This is a genomic window from Nonomuraea sp. NPDC046570 (genome assembly GCF_040645915.1).
Taxonomy (GTDB): Bacteria; Actinomycetota; Actinomycetes; order Streptosporangiales; family Streptosporangiaceae; genus Nonomuraea.
This window is the reverse complement of record NZ_JBEYZF010000037.1, coordinates 25639-43062: the sequence shown is the minus strand read 5'-3', so window position 1 is coordinate 43062 and position 17424 is coordinate 25639. Positions and strand designations below refer to the sequence as shown.

The window sequence follows — 17424 nt, the reverse complement described above, 5'->3', positions numbered from 1 at the left end:
ATCTGGAGGGCCTGCCCGTGCCGCTCGCCGAGTTGACCGGCGTCCTCGAACGCCTCTCCGCCGAGCGCGGCGGCGTGCTCGGCGTGCCGCCCGGCCTCCTCGTCGAACCGGACGACGGGTGGACGCCGGTGACGGAGCTGCTGCGGGAGCCGTACGAGCTGCTCGGGGGGCTGGTCGAGCAGACGGCGGCGCGCTGGGACGCGCCGCGGCATGTCGGGGCGGCGCTGCTGTGGAAGTCCTACGGGTACTGGCACACCGTGCCGATGGCGCTCGGGTGGGCGCTCGGGCGGCGGGTGCCGATCATGCGGCTGGCCGACACCTACGTCAAGGTCTCCGGCACGGGGCTGACCATCGGGGCCACGGCCGTGTCCGTCGCCTCCGACGCCGCCGCCATCCGGGCCGCGCTGCTCGACGGGCAGGCGCCGCTGGTCGCCGCGATCAGCTCGCTGGCCAGGGTCGGGCAGCGCACGCTGTGGGGGTCCACGGCCGAGGCGTTCGCCCACCCGCTGCGGCACTTCGTCCAGGCCGACTACATGGAGCTGCTCGCCGCCGTCGGCGCGCCGGTCGACGGGCTCATCGAGCGCACCGCCGACGGCCACCGGCGCAAGACCTGCTGCCTGTGGGTCACCCTGCCCGACGTCCAGCCGTGCGCCACCTGCTGCGTCCGGTGCCGCTAACCTCCCTGGCATGATCCCGCACCGGCCCATCGTCATCGCCCACCGGGGCGCCAGCGCGCACCGGCCCGAGCACACCCTGCTCGCCTACGAGGCCGCGATCGCCCTGGGCGCCGACTACATCGAGCCCGACCTCGTCGCCACCAGGGACCACGTCCTGGTGGCCCGGCACGAGAACGAGATCTCCGGCACGACCGACGTCGCGGCCCGCCCGGAATTCGCGGCCAGGCGCGCCACCAAGACGATCGACGGGCGGACGGTCACCGGCTGGTTCACCGAGGACTTCACCCTCGCCGAGCTGAAGACCCTGCGGGCCAAGGAGCGCATCCCCGACCTGCGGCCCGGCAACACCGCCTTCGACGGCCTGGCCGAGATCCCCACCTTCGAGGAGATCGTCCGGCTGGCGCGGCGGCACGACGTGGGCGTCTACCCGGAGACCAAGCACCCCGGCTACTTCGACTCGATCGGCCTGTCGCTGGAGGAGCCGCTGCTGGAGGTGCTGGAGTCGGCCGGGCTGCGGAAGGTGTTCATCCAGTCGTTCGAGACGGCCAACCTGCGCGAGCTCCGGCTCAGGACGCGGCTGCCGCTCATCCAGCTCATCGGGGCGAGCGGGGCGCCGTACGACTGGGTGGCCGCCGGGGACCCGCGCACCTACGACGACATGGTCACCCCCGAGGGGCTGCGCGAGGTGGCCGAGTACGCCGCCGGGATCGGCGTGGACACTCGCCGGGTCGTGCCCGTCGGGCCGGACGGCAGGCTGGGGGAGCCGACCACGCTGGTCGCCGACGCGCACCGCGGGCGGCTGGACGTGCACGTGTGGACGGTGCGCAACGAGAACGCCCAGCTCCCGTTCGACCACCGGCTCGGCGACCCGGCCAGCCCTGCCTACGCTCAGGCCACCGGGGACGTGATGGGGTGGTTGGCCAGGCTGGTGGAGCTGGGGGTCGACGGCGTGTTCGCCGACGACCCCGGCCTGGCCCGTGCTGTACTCGCCGGACGGGGTCAGGCGACGACGACGTCGTCCAGCGGGCGGAGCTCGTCGGCGTAGCTGACCGACACCCGGCGCATCACGCCGGACTCGTCGATGGAGTACTGCCCGAGCCGCCACAGCGGCGGTGAGTACGCGTGGATGGACACGCTGCGGTCCACCGCCCCGGTGAGCCGGTGGATGTGGTCGGGGCCGAAGGAGAACGACTGCCCCTCGGGCACGACGGTCTCCAGGTGCTCGCCGCCGATGCGCGGGTTGCACTCCCGCAGCGCGCCCTGCACCACGTGCACTGCGCCCGAGGAGATGTCGTGGTCGTGCCAGCCCGTGTCGTCCTCGGGCCGCCAGCACAGCAGCCAGACGTCCACGTAGGCGTCGCGGTAGAGCGAGGCGTAGTGACGGCCGCCGTCGGCGGGGAAGTCCACCTCCTGCCGCCACTCCTCCGGATTCGCGGCCAGGTCGTTCACCAGCTCGCGCAACTCCCGCCGGTCCAGGGTCCGTTCGGGGAGCCCCGCGCAGGTCCGCTCGTCCTTGAGCTGGTTCGTGTTCACGTACGAGACTCCTTTCGGCCTAGGAGGCGGCGGGGGTTGGTGACGCGGATGGCCTGGTCGGCCGCCGCGCCGAGTCTGGGGTCGGGGGCGGTGGCGTAGGGGGCGTCGGAGCCGTTGACGACGACGTCGATGCCGAGTTCGCGGACGACCGCGTCGATCGCGCGCGGGCCGTAACTGGAGGTCTCCAGGTAGAAGCCGGGGTCGACCTGGCCGCGACCGGTGCCGCCCCTGGCGATCAGCCGTTCGGAGTGCAGCGGCGCGAGCCCGGCCAGCAGCGCGAAGCACACCCGCAGCCCGGGGTGCCGCGGCCGGACCACGGCGTGGAAGTGATGCCACGCCTCGTGCATCTGCTGCACGTACGGCACGACGGCGGCCCACCACCCGGGCCGGCCTGGCCGCCCTGCGGCAGGTCCCGGGTGCACGAACAGCGGGAGGTCGCGCTGCACGAGGAGGTCCAGCAGGCGGTCGTCGGGGTCGGCGGTGGCGGGGATCTGCAGCCCGGCGAAGCCCCGGTCGAGGTCGTGGGCCAGGCGGCCGGGGTCGGGCTCGCTGTGGCAGGTCGCGGCCCACGCGCCGAACCGTCCGGGCAGCGCCAGGGCACCCTCGTGGTAGGCGTCGATCAGCGGCCAGGCCTGCTCGGGCGGGAGGAACTCGATGCCCAGCGGGCTGGACAGGGAGACCAGGGCGAGGTCACCGGTCTCCCGGACGGCGGGGTCGTGGTCGGCGGGGTCCACCTCGTACGGCGGCTCCCCGTCGAGGTGCAGCGTCCACCCGTCGAGGTAGGGCGGGGCCGTGCGGCGGCGGAGCGCGTCGACGAAGGACGGGGTCCAGACATGCTGGTGCACGTCGATGCTCACGACCACTCCTCCCTCTATTTCCTACTAAGAATATAGGCAAACCTGCTGCGCTGCGGAATCGGGCTTGTGAACCGATTCAGTGATGCGTTTCAGTGAACCGCTTCACAAGAGAGTCTGTCAACATGCCCGGCAATCTGTCGGCGTCGCGGAATAAGCTGGCGTGATGCCTCGAAAACGAGCGACGATCCGAGAGGTCGCCCAGGCCACGGGACTGTCACCGGCAGCCGTGTCCTACGCGCTGCGCGGTCTCCAGGTCTCCGAGGAGACGATGGAGCGGGTGCGGGCCGCCGCCGCCGAGCTCGGCTACGAGGCCGACCCCATCGCCCGAGCCCTGGCCAGCGGCAAGACCGGCATGATCGGCGTGCTCTGCGGCTCGCTGGAGGACCTGTGGCAGCAGTCGCTCGCCGTCGGCATCAGCAGGGGCCTGCGCGAGAAGGACCGCTACGCGCTCATCCTCGACGCCGTGGGCGACCCCGCCAGGGAGCGCACGCTCGCCCAGCAGCTACGCGACCAGCGGGTGGACGGCCTGATCGTGCAGCCGGTCGATCCGGCGGCGACCTTCTGGGCCGCGCTCTGCGAGAGCGTGCCCGTCGTCACCATCGGCGACGGCCTGGCCGGGGCCGGCGCCGCGGGCGAGGTGGTCTTCGACAACCGCAAGGGCGTGACGCTCGCCCTCGAACACCTGCACGCGCTCGGCCACCACCGCATCGGCGTCCTCACGCCCACCAAGGCGAGCACCCCCGACCGCCCCGCCGACCTGCACGTCAGCGCCGAGGGCGAGCGCCTGGGGCTCGACATCACGGTGGCCACCGCCCCGCACGGCCTGGCCGCCGCCACCGAGGTCGCCGGCCGCCTGCTCGGCGGCGACCGCCCCACCGCCGTGTTCTGCTTCTCCGACTCGATCGCCTACGGGGTGTACGCGGCGGCGGCCGAGCGCGGCCTGTCCATCCCCGGCGACGTCTCGGTGATGGGCTACGACGCCCACCCCATGTCCGGCCTGCTCAGCCCCGGCCTGACCACCGTCGACTGGAACATCGGCGGCATCGTCCGGGCCGCCGTCCGCCTGGTCTCCGCCGCGGCCGACGGAGGCGCCCGCCGCCGCCGCGTCGTGCAACTGCCCACCCTCCGCGAACGCGCCTCGGTCAGCCCGCCTGCGGCCTGAGCCGGAGCCGGGCCTGGATGAGGGCCTCGTCCAGCGGGTGGTCCGGTGGGGGCGGGGGGTTCAGGGCGCGGGTGGAGGCCACATGCTCGCAGGCCAGGATGATCTCCAGGGGTTCGACGCAGCGCAGGGCGTGTCTCGCCGCCTGGGTGGCGAATCCGGCGTGGTCCTCGGTCCCCCGGGAGATCACGGCGGTGGCGCCGGTGACGGGAGCGGCCAGGTGCCGCAGTTCCGCCAGGGCGTCCTGGGCGATGTACTCCAGGATCATGACGCCGGACTCGCCGGGCGTCGCCGCGAGGAAGGGCAGGTGGCCGGTGTAGGCCGGGTCCATCAGGGTGGCCAGCCGGGCGGTGCTGAGCTGGGCGGTCGGGACCACGGCGGCGCGCAAGGCGTCCAGTGCCAGGGCGATCGGGGCCGAGTGGAAGTTGCCGTTGTGCCAGGCCAGGTCGCCGGCGATCAGCGGGTTCTCGGTGGCGGCGTTCAGGTCGACGGCGACGACCTGGTCGGCTCGCTCGCGGGCGTCCACGGCCGCGCCGTGCACCTGCGCGAAGGCGCGGTAGCCGTACGGGTCCTGGATTCTGGTGGCGTGCTCCCGGGAGAGCAGGCCGCGCAGGCGCGCGGCCGTGACCGCCTGTCCCGGATGCGGCCTGGCCTCCTGTACGGCCCCGGCGAACGGCTCGGCCGACGCCCCGGTGGCGACGAAGGAGAGGGCGGCGACGTCGACGGCGACGTCCAGCAGATGCCCGAGGGAGTGACAGGCCAGCGCCGCGTCACCCAGAGTGGCCGCGCCGGAGGAGATGAATGGCAGCGCGTCACCGGAGGCCAGCGCGAACCGCGGCTCGGCGGCGGGCGGGGCGAAGGCCGATGGCGAGCTGGGCGCCCGCCAGGGGACCTCCCCCAGCAGACAGAGGGCGGTGGTGGCCAGGGCGGTGAGGTCGCCGGTGCCGATGGCGCCGTACCGGCGGATCGGAGGAGTGCGGCCGGAGTTGATCGTGTCGGCCAGCACGGGCAGCAGACGCGGGTCCACGCCCGAGCCGCCGGCCAGGAGTTGGTTGAGGCGGACGACGAGCATCGCCCGCGCCCGCACCTCCTCGACCACCGGCCCGGCGCCTCCCGCGTGGCTGCGGAGCAGGGCGAGCCCGCCCGCCGCCACGTCCACGTCCTTGTTGGCGCCGACCCCGGTGGTCTGGCCGTAGACGGCGCCGGACAGCGACCTGGCGGTACGCCAGGCGGTCCGGGCCCGATCGAGGGAGTCGATCGAGACCGGCGCCCGGCCGTACGCCGCCGCGGAGACCTGCGCGCAGGTCAGACCGGAACCGTCGAGGCGCATGGGACTAGTCGGGGATGATCAGGTCGAGCAGCCAGCTGACCACGGCCACGATGATGCCGCCCAGCAGGGCCGTCCAGAAGTCGTCGACGTGGAAGGGGACGTTGAGCTGCTCGGCGATCCAGCTCGTCAGCAGCAGCAGACCCGCGTTCACCACCAGGGCGAACAGTCCGAGTGTCAGCACGTAGAAGGCGCAGCCGATCGTCTGGATGATCGGCTTGAGGACGGCGTTGATGACACCGAAGATCAGTGACACGACGACCAGGGTTCCCCAGTACTTGGCCGTGGTCGTGGTGGTGATCTCGATGCCGTCCAGGAGTTGGGCGGCTACCCAGAGGGAGACCGCGACTACCAGGATTTTGATGATGAACTTCACGCGACAGCATCCTCGCACTTCTGGCCGGGGGTTCGATAGAGGCGCAGGGCCGCCAGGGGATAGAGCATCACGCTGAGGACCCCGGCGGTGACCATGGCGGCGGCAGTGCCGGAGGTGATGGCCCCGGCCTCGACGCCGGCGGTGGTGAGCACCACGATCAGCGGGAGGCCCGCGGCGGCGAACAGCGCGAGCGCCTTGGCCTCGCCGGGCCGCAGCGCCGGGTCCCGGCGGTGCAACACATACGTGGGCAGGCCGCGGACCAGCAGGAACAGCAGCAGGAAGATCGGGATCAGCAGCAGGCTGGCCGGACTGGCGACCAGTGACCTCAGGTCGAGCTTGACGCCGCTGACCACGAAGAAGAACGGGATCAGGAAGCCGAAGCCGATGGCGTCCAGCTTGGCGGAGACGACGTGTCCCTCGACGGGCGAGCCCGCCTCCATCGCCAGCCGTACCACGATGCCCGCCGCGAACGCGCCGAGCAGCACGTCCAGCCCGAACTTCTCGGCGATCCACAGCATGCCGACCAGCGTGAACATGACCAGGCGGACGGCGAGCTGGCCGCTGCCGCCCATGGTCGCGGTGACGAGCTGGGCGAGCATCGGGTGGCGGGGGCGGGCGGCCATGACGGCGGCGACCAGCGCGATCAGCGTGAACAGGACGATGGGGATGAGCGTGTGCAGCTTCCTGGCGTCCTCGGAGAAGACGAACGCCATCGCCACGATCGGCCCGAACTCGCCCAGCGCGCCGATCGCCAGCACCCGCCCGCCGAACGGGGTGGGCAGCGCGCCCGCGTCCCGGACCATCGGCAGGATGGTGCCGAGCGCGGTCGTGGTGACGGCCAGCCCGACCACCTGGCCCGCGATGCCGAACCCCTGCGTGGCCAGCCCGAAGCTCACGCCCAGGACCAGCGAGACGAACCACCCGATGGTCGCCAGCCTGATCGGCCTGCCCTTGATCCGGTCGAACTCGATCTCGTAACCGGCCATGAACAGCAGCATGGCCAGCCCGAACTGGGCGAAGGCGTCGACCACGACGTCCATCACGACCCAGCCGAGCACCACGGGCCCGGCGAGCACGCCGAGCAGGATCTCCAGCACCACGCCGGGCATCCTGACCCAGCCGGCCAGCACCGGCGCCAGCATGCCGGCGAGCACGACGACCAGGACGCTCGTCAACGCGCTGTCGGACATACACGTGGTGTGCCCCTCGGTCACTCTTTGTAGTCGCCTACGGTGGGGAACATGGAGAATCGCACGCGGGAGATCCGTCTGGCGTCGCGGCCGAGCGGTTGGCCGACCGCCGAGACGTTCGACCTGGTCACCGCAGACCTGCCGGAGCTCGGCGAAGGTCAGGCGCTGGTCCGCAACCTGTACCTGTCGGTGGACCCCTACATGCGCGGGCGGATGAGCGAGGCGAAGTCCTACACGCCGCCGTACGAGGTCGGGAAGGTGATGATGGGCGGCGCGGTGGGCAAGGTGATCGACTCGCGCACCCCCGCGCTGGCGCCCGGCGACCTGGTGCTCCACGGGTACGGCTGGCGCGAGCACGCCGTAGTGGACGGCACCGACGCCCGCCAGATCGAGCCGGTCCCCGGGCTGCCGCTCTCCGTCTACCTGGGCGCGCTCGGCATGCCGGGCCTGACGGCGTACGCGGGGCTGCTGGACGTGGCCGCGTTCAAGGAGGGCGACGTGGTGTTCGTCTCCGGCGCGGCGGGCGCGGTCGGCGGCATCGTCGGGCAGATCGCCAGGCTGAAGGGCGCCGCCAGGGTGATCGGCAGCGCGGGATCGGCGAAGAAGGTCGACTATCTCACCGGCACGCTGGGCTTCGACGCCGCCTTCGACTACAAGCGGGCGCCGGTCGCCGAGCAACTCGCGGAGGCGGCCCCCGACGGGATCGACGTCTACTTCGACAACGTGGGCGCCGACCACCTGGAGGCGGCCATCGGCGCGATGAACATCCACGGCCGGATCGCCGTCTGCGGCATGATCGCGACCTACAACGCGACCGAGCCGCCGTGCGCGCCGCGCAACCTCGGGCAGCTCATCGGCAAGCGGATCACCATGCGCGGCATGCTCGTGCGCGACCACGCCGCCCGCATGCCCGACCTGGTCCGCGACGTCGGCGGCTGGCTGCGCGACGGCAGGCTCGTCTTCAGGGAGACCGTGGTCGACGGGCTGGAGAACACGCCCCAGGCGTTCCTCGACATGCTGCACGGCGCAAACACCGGAAAGATGATCGTTCGCCTTTGATGGCGTTAATGAGGCCGATTCAGGGGGAGAAGCGGTCAAGGGGAGGGAGTGACATGGACAGTGAGGCTCTCGATTCACTGCCGGCCAGCGAACTGCACGAAAGGGCTGTGCGCTACGCGGTGCGCCACGGGGACTTCGGGTTCCTGTGGGACCTGCTCAGCAAGATCCCGGCCGCCGAGGTGGCGAGTGGGCACTCCGGCGAGGCCGCCAACGACCTGAGCAGGGTCTCCGCGCTGCTCAGCGATGCCATGAGCGCGGGCGAGGGCCACCTGGGAGAGGCGTTGCGGCCGGTCTACGTCGAGTACCTGACCAAGCATCCCGACGCCTGATCAGTCCGTGAGCCGGGCCTCCGCCGATCCGCCGTGCCCGGATCACGCCCTTTGCCGTGCCTTGAACAGCGGGGGCCTCGGCGTCCTCGCGGGCACCTCCAGCCTGGCGAGCGCGCCCCTGACATATCTGGCGAAATCGCGCGGGCCGGTGACGTACACCTCGCGGTCGGCGACATCCGGGACCAGGCGGGACAGGCCCGAAGCGCTCATCAACTCCTTGGCGCGCGGGTCGTGCTCGGCGCCCTCCACCACGATCAGGCGCTCGGCCAGGTCGCGCAACTCCTCCGCGCAGGCGGCCTCGTACTCGTCGCGGGCCCGGTAGACCACCACGGGGCGCTCGGCGTCGCGCAGCGTGGCGCGCATACGGCCGACGCCGGTGCCTGAGGCGATCAGCAGCGTGCCGTACCTGGTGCGGGCGTTCGAGCGGGTGGTGCGGGTCCAGACGGCCACGATCAGCGCGGAGCCGTACAGCAGGAACGAGCCGGTGCGGCTGAGGCCGGTCACGTACGCGCTGGTGGTGAGCTGGTGGGCGACCATCAGGAAACCGGACAGGTAGGCGGCCAGGCGCAGTCGTCGCCAGGCGTCCTCGCTGAGCCAGCCCTCGGCCGCGTGCACGGTGATCAGGCCGAGCGTGACCAGCAGCGCGGCGCCGGCGAAGGCGCTGGCCTGCCACGGGTAGCTCCAGCCGGGATGGATGGCGCCGAACTGGCCGACGGCCACACCCGCCCAGAACAGGACAGGCCACAAGGACTTGTGCTGGGCGGCCCTGAGCTGGTTCGTTCTCTCCTGGGGCGCCTCGCGAGTCAGCGTGCTGGTAGCCATGACTGAGACGATGCGCGACGGAGATGAGATTTGCGTGAAGACGACATGAGTAAGGGTGACGTTCTCGTCGTCGACGACGAGCCGCAGGTGCGCGACGCCGTGGCGCGGGCTTTGCGGGTGGAGGGCTACCAGGTGGCGTCGGTGGCCGACGGGGTCACCGCGCTGGCGGTGGCCGCGGTGGACCGGCCGGACCTCATCGTGCTCGACGTGATGATGCCCGACATGGACGGCCTGCAGGTGTGCCGCAGACTGCGGGCGGAGGGCGACCGGACGCCGGTGCTGATGCTGACCGCGCTGGACGGGGTCGGCGACCGGGTCTCCGGGCTGGACGCGGGCGCCGACGACTACGTGATCAAGCCGTTCGCGCTGGAGGAGCTGTTCGCGCGGGTGCGGGCGCTGCTGCGCCGTACCTCGGCCTCCGGCGGCGCCCTGGAGTACGGCGGGCTCGCGCTCAACGTGGAGACCCGGCAGGCCCGGCGGGCGGGACGGGTCTTCGACCTCACCCGCACCGAGGCGGCGCTCCTCGAACTGCTGCTACGCAACGCGGGAAACGTGCTGACCAGGGAGCTCATCCTGGAGCGCATCTGGGGCTACGACTTCACCCCCGGGTCCAACTCGCTGGAGGTCTACATCCGCTACCTGCGGCGCAAGACCGAGCAGGGCGGCGAGGCACGGCTGATCCAGACCGTGCACGGCCTCGGGTACGTGGTGCGGGAGGGGCATTGAAGCTGCATCTGAGGCTGGCGCTGGCCGCCGGGATCGCGGCCGCGACGAGCGTGCTCGCGGTGCTCGGAGTGGCCTACTACGTGGTGTGCCGCCGGGCGGAGAGCGTGGTCGGGGAGATCGGGCGCTGGCAGTCGGAGTTCGGCTGGCCGTTCGCCGCGGTCGCGGCCGGCGGGCTGGTGCTGGCCGCGGGGTTCGGCTGGGTGGCGGCCGGGGCGTCGCTGCGACCGCTGTCCACGCTCACCCAGACCGCCGGGCGGATCGCCGTCACCCGCGACCTCGGCCTGCGCATCACCGTGGCCAGGGACGACGAGATCGGCAGGCTGGCCGCCAGCTTCAACACCATGCTGGACGCGCTGGAGCGCTCGGCCAAGGCGCAGAAGCGGCTGGTGGCCGACGCCTCGCACGAGCTGCGCACGCCGCTGACCGCGGTGCGCACCAACGCCGAGCTGCTGGTCAGGGGCGACGTGCCGGAGGGCGAGCGGGCCGAGGTGGGCCGGGCCGTGGTCTCGGGCCTGGAGGAGCTCACCCACCTGGTCGCCGACCTGGTCGAGTTGGCCCGCGACGAGGAGCCGGCCGCGCTGGTGGAGGAGGTGCGCCTGGACGAGCTGGTGCTGCGCCAGGTCGACCGGGCCGCCGCGCACTGGCCGTCGACCACGTTCTCCTGCGCGGTCGAGCCGACCCCCGTGCGCGGCGTGGCCGACCGGCTGGCCCGCGCGGTGGCCAACCTGCTCGACAACGCGGCGAAGTACGGCCCCGCCCGAGGGCAGGTGGAGGTGTCGCTGCGGTCGGGCGTGCTGGAGGTGCGCGACCACGGGCCCGGCATTCCCGCCGCCGACCTGCCGTACGTCTTCGACCGCTTCTACCGTGCGCCCGGCGCCCGCGCGAGGCCCGGCTCCGGGCTGGGGCTGGCGATCGTCCGGCAGGTCGTCGACAGCCACGGCGGCACGGTCCTCGCCTCCTCGGCGACGGGAGGCGGCACGCTGGTGCGGCTGGTTCTCCCGGTAGGTTCGTGAACATGGCGAATGTGCGGGTTGAGCGGACTGACGATGGTTTCGTGGCGACCAACTCCCGGGGCGCCCGCGTGGCGATCGGCAGTGGTGACGAGGAGGGGGTGTTCACGCCGGTCGAGTTGCTGCTCGCGGCCGTCGGCGGATGCAACATCGTCACCGTGGAGCCCCTGACCGCGAAGCGCGGGCACCGGTTGCTGCGCCTGGCGATGACGGTCGAGTCGGAGAAGGTCGAGCCGAACCTGCTCGGGCCGGTCACGGTGACCTACGACGTGGAGGTTCCGTCGGAGCAGGCGGACGAGGTCTTCCGGGCGGTCGCGGAGCGGGTGCACGACAAGTACTGCACGGTCAGCCGCTCGCTTCAGGAGGGCACGGTCGTCCGCTTGGCTCTCCCCTAGGCTGTTTAGGGACATAATCGACTCCGTCATGACGAGTCCGTTGCATTCGGCTCTGTAGTGTTTAAGCAGGTCAAGGGTGCTGCGACTGACTTGCAGACTTTTGCCGATGCGGACGCGGAGGGGGACCGTCGTCTGCGAGCGGGACCGCCGACGCTTCGGGGGAAGGTGTCGGCCTGGACCGCGGTAGATCGGAGCCGGGTAGTTGGGGGACTACCCGGCTCCGATTCATGCTCGGACCGGACTGGCCGGATTCATATGTAGTCTCCGGTTTGTGCACAAAGTCCTGATTGACTGTGATCCTGGTATCGACGACGCGCTGGCCATCACGCTTGCGCACGGCTCCCCTTCGCTGGAGATCGTCGGGATCACCACCGTGGGCGGCAACGTCGACCTCCACCTGACCACCGCCAACGCGCTGGCCCTGCGGGAGTTCCTCGACCTCGGCGACGTGCCGATCACCCCCGGCAGCGCGGGCGCCCTGCTGCGCGAGCGGATCCACGCCGCCCGGGTGCACGGCGCGAGCGGCCTGGCCGACGTGATCCTGCCCGAGCCCGTGCGCACGGTCGCCGACGGGCACGCGGCCGACTTCATCATCGACACCCTGCGGGCCGCGCCCGGCGAGATCACGCTGGTGGCCGTCGGGCCGCTGACCAACGTGGCACTGGCCGTACGGCGGGAGCCCAGGATCGTGGAGTGGGCCCGGTCGCTGGTCATCATGGGCGGCTCCTACACGCGGGGCAACACCACGCCCGCCGCCGAGTTCAACATCCACGCCGACCCCGAGGCGGCGGCCATCGTGTTCGGTGCGGGGTGGCAGGTGACGATGGTCCCCCTCGACGTCACGCTGACCGCGCTGGTCACCTCCGAGGTGCTGCGGCGGATGGAGAACCTCGGGCGGCTGTCGGACCTGGTCGTGCCCTGCTGCCGCTACTACGGCGTGGTGACGGCCGTGGGCGGGCCCGCGATCCACGACGCGTGCGCCGTGGCGTACGTGATCGATCCGTCGTTGATGACCGTGGTTCCGGCGGTGGTCGAGGTGGAGACCCTGGGGCGGCACACGGCCGGGATGACGGTGACGGACTTCAACGTGGGCGACCGGACGCCGAACGCGCTGGTGGCGACGTCCATCGACGTGCCGCGCTTCTGGGACCTCGTGGTGGAGGCTTTCGGGAGGGTGGGGGAGCGTCTCGGCTGATGTGCGAGCGGTGCTTCGCTGCTGCTACAGTTACTCCCGTCGCAAGCGCCGCTAGCTCAGTTGGTTAGAGCAGCTGACTCTTAATCAGCGGGTCCGGGGTTCGAGTCCCTGGCGGCGCACCCGATGACGTAGGGCGTTCTCCGAACTTCGGAGAACGCCCTACGTCGTTGTGCGCATCCATCGGGCCCAAAAGGTCATGTTCTTCCTTCGCCGTATTCTCCCAAGCTCAACCCTGATAAATGGGTATGGAAGAACGTCAAGCGCGACTTATGGTCGCCATCTGGCATCTAGCCCAGCACACACGCATAAAGCGCGCCATTTTGGCTATTGGTGAGGCTTTGTAGATTGTTGGCGACCGGATCGAATAATGGCGGGATTGTGCTGCGCGCCCGCAGGGTAGCCCATAAATGGCTATTCGAAAGGTTCGGTCGGGCATAGAAAGGAATTCCACTTATGGCTTACTTCTCCGGAGGGGCCGGAAAAGGATTTCGCGTAGGAGCGACCATTGTCGTGGTGGCGACAGCCTGCACACTGAGCACTCTTGCGGCGAACGCTCAAAGTGGCACTGGTTCCAACACGATCGCCGAGGAAGTCTCACCACCGCCGCGCCACAAGACGGGTCTCCACGCGCCCGGCCGCTGTCACCCTCGCCACCATCGCAAGTGCAAGCACAAAGCCTGCCACTGCCCTCCTGGCCCGGCGGGTCCCACAGGGCCGGCTGGACCTGCGGGACCGGCGGGCCCCCCGGGACAGCCCGGCTCCAGCGCCGGCATCGACACCGCCTTCCAGGGGAACAACAAGTTCGTCGGTAGCGCCCCCGGAAATGGAAGTACCTTGGTCCGGGACCCTCGGACAATACCCAGATGGCACGATATTTCCGGTCTCAGTGGCTACCCGGGCAATGTCACCGACGTGTCCCTGGCCGTCATGGGTAATCGGCTCCATGTCACGGTCCGGAGTTCAACAGGGCGGATCGCTCAGACGAGTTGCCGGGTGAATCCACGACCGGGAACGGGCGGAAATCCGGCATGGCCCGGAAACTGCGGACCCTTTGTCAACATGACACCTCCCGCGTAGTTGTTTTGGATCGCCCCTCCGGGCCGCCGTACCGGAGGGGGGTCCACTCGTCAGGAGGGGGAGGCTCATCCCCAGGGATTCGTGAGCTCCTCGCTCGTCGCGGACGAGCCGCCGGTACGGAGCGCGAGCACGACACGGCCGCCGGCCCCGGCCCCGACGGCCAGGCTCCTCGACTGCCAGACCCCGTTGCACTCCTTCGTCCGGGCCACCTCGTCACCCCTGCCGCGGGCCGCCGACCACAGCTCGAACCGGGCGCAGTGGCCGTCGCCGGGACCCGAGTCGCGGAGCTGCCCGGAGACCGTGACCCACACGCGCTTCTCGACACGGTCCCTGCGCCAGGTCACCGTGCCGTTCCGAAGCTGTGCCCTGGCCTTGCCGGTCTCCGGGTACTGCAGGTAGGGGAGTTTGTAGGACTTGACGTCCATCCCGTTCCGGGGCGATGCCGAGGCCGCCGACGGTGCAGGCAGCACCGTGGCGAGCGTCAGGCCCGCCGCCACCACGGCGTGGAGAGATCGCTTCAATGTGCCCCCAGTGTCGCTGAAGTGCGCTCGGGGTGAGGATCGGCTGTCTCGGTATACGGGCGGTATATCGGCAGGGCTACGACCCATGTGGTGATCTTGACAGTGCGCTTTGCCGCGAACGATGGTGAGATGACAGGAGATTCGCGGACGTGGGGCATGGGTGGAGTTCCGGATACTTGGGCCGCTGGCCGTGGCGGATGGGGAGATCGACATCGGGGGTGCGGGTAAGCCGCGTCTCCTGCTCGCGCTTCTCCTGTCGCGGGCGGGCCGGCCGGCCCCGATCGACTGGCTGACCGAGGCCATCTGGGGTGACGACCCACCGCCCTCGGCCCGGCGCAACATCCAGCTCTACGTGTACCGGCTGCGGCGCGCCCTCGGCCCGGAACGCATCGTCGGGCACCGGGACGCCTACTCCATCGACGCCTCCGATGAGCAGGTGGACGCGCTGCGGTTCCAGCGGCTGGCCGGTGAAGGGGACGCCGCGCTCGCCGGAGGGCGCCCCGGTCAGGCGGCCGAGTACTTCAGGAGGGCGCTCGCGCTGTGGCGGGGCGAGCCGTACACGGACTTTCCGGAGTGTCTCCCGCTCGTCCTCGAGGCGGATCGGCTCACCCAGGCGCGCCTCGCCGCGCAGGAGAGGTGCGCGGAGGCGGAGCTGGCGCTGGGCCGGGCCGCCACGCTGATCCCGGAGCTGTCCGAGCTGGTCGGCAGGCACTCGCTGCACGAGCGGTTCAGCGCCCAGTTGATGCTCGCCCTCTACCGGGCGGGCCGCAGGGCCGAGGCTCTGGAGATCTTCCAGCGGATCCGGCGGGAGCTCGTCGCCGAACTGGGCCTGGAGCCGGGCACCGAGCTGCGCGAGCTGCACCGGCGCGTGCTCGCCGACGACATACGGCTGCTGCCCGGGCCGCCGAGCAGGCTGCCGTCCGACATCGGTGACTTCGTGGGGCGCGACGACGAGCTCGTCCTGATCGAGAAGCACCTCTCCGCGCGGGAACCGCGGGCCGGGGGCGGTGCCGTACCGGTCGTCGTGGTGTCGGGGCAGGGCGGTGTCGGCAAGAGCACTCTGGCCGTGCGCGCGGCGCACCGGCTTCGGGCGTCCTATCCGGGCGGGCAGCTGTACCTGGGCCTGCGGGGGACCGAAGCCCACCCGCTGACGCCGCTGGAGGCGCTGGAGCGCCTGCTCCGGAACCTCGGCGTCGAGGGGCCGGGCGAGAGCGCCGGCCTCGACGAGATGGCGGCGCGGTTCCGGCAGGCGCTGTCCGGGCGTCGCCTGCTCGTCATCCTCGACGACGCCGGGAGCGTGGAGCAGATCCGGCACCTGATCCCGGGCGATCCGGGATGCGGCGTGATCGTCACCAGCCGCCGCCGGCTGGCCGGGCTGCCGAGCACCGCCCGGGTCGAGATGCGGGTCCTGTCCGACGCCGAGGGCCTGGACCTGCTGAGCCGCGCCGCCGGCGCCGAGCGGATGAGGGCCGAGCCGGACGCGGCCGCCGAGGTCGTACGGCTCTGCGCCGGGCTGCCCCTGGCCGTCCGCATCGCCGCCGCCCGCCTCGCCACGCGCCCGCACTGGGCGATCTCGGACCTCGTGCACAGGCTCGCCGACGAGCGCCGCCGCCTGGACGAGCTGACCGTGGACGACCTGGACGTCCGCGCGAGCGTCGCGCTCGGTTTCCGGGGTTTGGCGGCGGACGACCGGCGGGCGCTACGGCTGATCAGCCTGCTGGGATCGTCCGGGTTCACCCCCTGGGCCGTCGCCGCGCTCCTCGACCTGCCGCTCGACCGGGCACTCGAACTGGTCGAGGAACTCGTCGACCATCGGCTCCTGGAGATCGTCGGCGGCCGGGGGCCCGAGGTGCGGTGCCGTACCCACGACCTCGTCCGGGTGTACGCGGCCGAGCGGGCCGCGGCGGAGGAACCGGCGGAGGAGATCGCCGCCGCGGTCGAACGGGTGGCCGAGGTCAGCCTGCGCATGATGGGGACGCTGGCCACGCGGCTGCCGCTGGCGCTGCCGAGGCTGCACGGCCCGCCGGAGCCCGCCGACCTCGCCGTGGTCCCCGGCCCCGACTGGCTCGCCGACGAGGAGGAGTTCCTGGTCGGCCTGGTCGAGCGCGTCGCGGAGTCCGGGTTCGACGAGCTGGCCTACGCCCTCATCGAGGCGCTGGTGCACGCGCTGTTCGCTGTGCACAACCGGTTCGGTCCCTGGAACCGCGCGCTGGACGCCGCCCACGCGTCCGCGCGCGCCGCCCGCAGCCACCGCGTCGAGGCGGCGGTGGAGAGCGGGCTCGGACAGCTGCGCTACTGCGAGGACCGGCTCGGCGACGCCAAGCGGCACTTCACCCGGGCCCTCCTCCTCTACCGGGACCTCGGCGACGAATGCGGCGAGGCGAACGCGCTGAACGGCCTGGGCACCGCGCACAAGGAGCTCGGCGAGCACCGGGAGGCGATGCCGCTGCTCACCCGGGCGCGGCTGCTCTGCCAGGAGTTCGGCGACGAGGAAGGCGTCGCGCACGCCCTCTACGGCCTGGGCGCGGCGCACCGGGAACTGGGCGAGGACCGGTTGGCGGCGGCCCGGCTGGGCGCGGCGGCGCGGGCCTTCCGCAAGGCCGGGCACCGCTCCGGGGAGGTGATCGCCCTCCGCGGGATCGGCCTGGTGTTCCGGGCGAGAGGAGACCTCGCGCGGGCGGAGACCTGGTGCGCGGAGGCGCACCGGCGGGCGGCCGGGCTCGGCGACCGGCACCTGTGCTGCTACACCGGCCAGGCCCTGGCCAAGGTCTGGCTGCGCACCGGGCGGACCGACGAGGCCGAGCGGCTGCTCGCCACCGGCCTGGGCGTGAGCACCGACCTGGGCGACCGCTTCGGTACGGCTCTCGCCCTGCGCACCCTCGGCGAGGCGCACCTCGCGGCCGGACGCCCAGACCGCGCGCTCGACCACCTCCACCTGGCCCTGGCCGCCTGGCAGGAGATGGACCACGACCTCTGGACCGCGCGCACCCACCGGGACCTGGGGGCGGCGCGGGCCCGGCTCGACGGCTGCGCGTCCGCGCACGAGCCGTGGCGTTCGGCCCTGCGCACCTTTACGAGAACGGGCGTGCGTGAGGCGGCGGAACTGACCGCCTGGCGCCGGCGGTGGGGCTGCGGCTGCGACCTGTGAGCGGAATGTCGGAGCGGATCTCT

17 protein-coding genes and 1 tRNA gene are annotated in these 17424 nt (G+C 71.7%); 11 read left to right on the top strand and 7 right to left on the bottom strand.

Going from position 1 to position 17424, the window contains the following annotated elements:
* Positions 1–17 precede the first annotated feature (17 nt).
* Positions 18–677: a hypothetical protein gene (locus ABZ911_RS36240; protein ID WP_358066737.1), complete on the top strand. Its 660-nt coding sequence runs from the start codon at positions 18–20 to the stop codon at positions 675–677.
* Between the two features lie 10 nt (positions 678–687).
* Positions 688–1722 (top strand): glycerophosphodiester phosphodiesterase family protein, encoded by a 1035-nt coding sequence (locus ABZ911_RS36235; protein WP_358066735.1) that lies wholly within the window; start codon positions 688–690, stop codon positions 1720–1722.
* On the opposite strand, the gene ABZ911_RS36230 is transcribed toward ABZ911_RS36235, so the two are convergent.
* Entirely contained in the window at positions 1677–2210 is a 534-nt protein-coding gene (locus ABZ911_RS36230) for a cysteine dioxygenase family protein (RefSeq protein ID WP_358066732.1), read from the bottom strand. The genes ABZ911_RS36235 and ABZ911_RS36230 overlap by 46 nt on opposite strands.
* Entirely contained in the window at positions 2207–3067 is an 861-nt protein-coding gene (locus ABZ911_RS36225) for an amidohydrolase (protein ID WP_358066729.1), read from the bottom strand. The genes ABZ911_RS36230 and ABZ911_RS36225 overlap by 4 nt, the downstream gene beginning before the upstream one ends.
* A 163-nt stretch (positions 3068–3230) precedes the next feature.
* Between ABZ911_RS36225 and ABZ911_RS36220 the strand changes: the two genes are divergently transcribed.
* Positions 3231–4229 (top strand): LacI family DNA-binding transcriptional regulator, encoded by a 999-nt coding sequence (locus ABZ911_RS36220; protein WP_358066726.1) that lies wholly within the window; start codon positions 3231–3233, stop codon positions 4227–4229.
* Here the strand turns inward: ABZ911_RS36220 and ABZ911_RS36215 are convergent.
* Genes ABZ911_RS36215 through ABZ911_RS36205 form a run of 3 tightly spaced genes read right to left on the bottom strand, consistent with a single transcriptional unit; the run spans position 4210 to position 7119 of the window.
* Positions 4210–5556: an aromatic amino acid ammonia-lyase gene (locus tag ABZ911_RS36215; protein ID WP_358066723.1), complete on the bottom strand. Its 1347-nt coding sequence runs from the start codon at positions 5554–5556 to the stop codon at positions 4210–4212. The two genes, ABZ911_RS36220 and ABZ911_RS36215, sit on opposite strands and share 20 nt — an antisense overlap.
* 4 nt (positions 5557–5560) lie before the next feature.
* Positions 5561–5929 (bottom strand): phage holin family protein, encoded by a 369-nt coding sequence (locus tag ABZ911_RS36210; RefSeq protein ID WP_358066720.1) that lies wholly within the window; start codon positions 5927–5929, stop codon positions 5561–5563.
* The gene (locus tag ABZ911_RS36205; RefSeq protein ID WP_358066717.1) at positions 5926–7119 is read right to left on the bottom strand and encodes a cation:proton antiporter; all 1194 of its coding nucleotides are present in this window, start codon (positions 7117–7119) and stop codon (positions 5926–5928) included. Before ABZ911_RS36205 ends, ABZ911_RS36210 begins: the two co-directional genes overlap by 4 nt.
* A gap of 51 nt (positions 7120–7170) precedes the next feature.
* Here ABZ911_RS36205 and ABZ911_RS36200 point away from each other — a divergent pair, with 51 nt between their 5' ends.
* A complete protein-coding gene (locus tag ABZ911_RS36200) occupies positions 7171–8178 on the top strand; it encodes an NADP-dependent oxidoreductase (protein WP_358066715.1) in 1008 nt (335 codons plus the stop codon).
* Between the two features lie 53 nt (positions 8179–8231).
* Positions 8232–8507 carry a hypothetical protein gene (locus ABZ911_RS36195; RefSeq protein ID WP_358066712.1) on the top strand — a complete coding sequence of 92 codons (276 nt, stop codon included), beginning with the start codon at positions 8232–8234 and terminating at the stop codon, positions 8505–8507.
* 42 nt (positions 8508–8549) lie between these two features.
* On the opposite strand, the gene ABZ911_RS36190 is transcribed toward ABZ911_RS36195, so the two are convergent.
* The gene (locus tag ABZ911_RS36190; RefSeq protein WP_358066709.1) at positions 8550–9329 is read right to left on the bottom strand and encodes a hypothetical protein; all 780 of its coding nucleotides are present in this window, start codon (positions 9327–9329) and stop codon (positions 8550–8552) included.
* Between the two features lie 45 nt (positions 9330–9374).
* On the opposite strand from ABZ911_RS36190, the gene ABZ911_RS36185 reads away from it, so the two are divergent.
* The 5 genes from ABZ911_RS36185 to ABZ911_RS36165 all read left to right on the top strand — a co-directional run bounded on the left by ABZ911_RS36185 (position 9375) and on the right by ABZ911_RS36165 (position 12774).
* A complete protein-coding gene (locus ABZ911_RS36185; protein ID WP_358066706.1) occupies positions 9375–10055 on the top strand; it encodes a response regulator transcription factor in 681 nt (226 codons plus the stop codon).
* Positions 10052–11068, top strand: coding sequence for a HAMP domain-containing sensor histidine kinase (locus tag ABZ911_RS36180; protein ID WP_358066703.1), 1017 nt, complete (start codon positions 10052–10054; stop codon positions 11066–11068). The genes ABZ911_RS36185 and ABZ911_RS36180 overlap by 4 nt, the downstream gene beginning before the upstream one ends.
* A gap of 41 nt (positions 11069–11109) precedes the next feature.
* Positions 11110–11460, top strand: coding sequence for an OsmC family protein (locus ABZ911_RS36175; protein ID WP_358066700.1), 351 nt, complete (start codon positions 11110–11112; stop codon positions 11458–11460).
* Between the two features lie 271 nt (positions 11461–11731).
* Entirely contained in the window at positions 11732–12655 is a 924-nt protein-coding gene (locus ABZ911_RS36170) for a nucleoside hydrolase (protein WP_358066697.1), read from the top strand.
* Between the two features lie 45 nt (positions 12656–12700).
* Positions 12701–12774 (top strand) — tRNA-Lys (locus ABZ911_RS36165).
* Positions 12775–13797: 1023 nt separating this feature from the next.
* On the opposite strand, the gene ABZ911_RS36160 is transcribed toward ABZ911_RS36165, so the two are convergent.
* Positions 13798–14253 carry a hypothetical protein gene (locus ABZ911_RS36160; RefSeq protein WP_358066694.1) on the bottom strand — a complete coding sequence of 152 codons (456 nt, stop codon included), beginning with the start codon at positions 14251–14253 and terminating at the stop codon, positions 13798–13800.
* Between the two features lie 160 nt (positions 14254–14413).
* Here ABZ911_RS36160 and ABZ911_RS36155 point away from each other — a divergent pair, with 160 nt between their 5' ends.
* Positions 14414–17401, top strand: coding sequence for a BTAD domain-containing putative transcriptional regulator (locus tag ABZ911_RS36155; RefSeq protein ID WP_358066692.1), 2988 nt, complete (start codon positions 14414–14416; stop codon positions 17399–17401).
* Positions 17402–17424 lie beyond the last annotated feature (23 nt).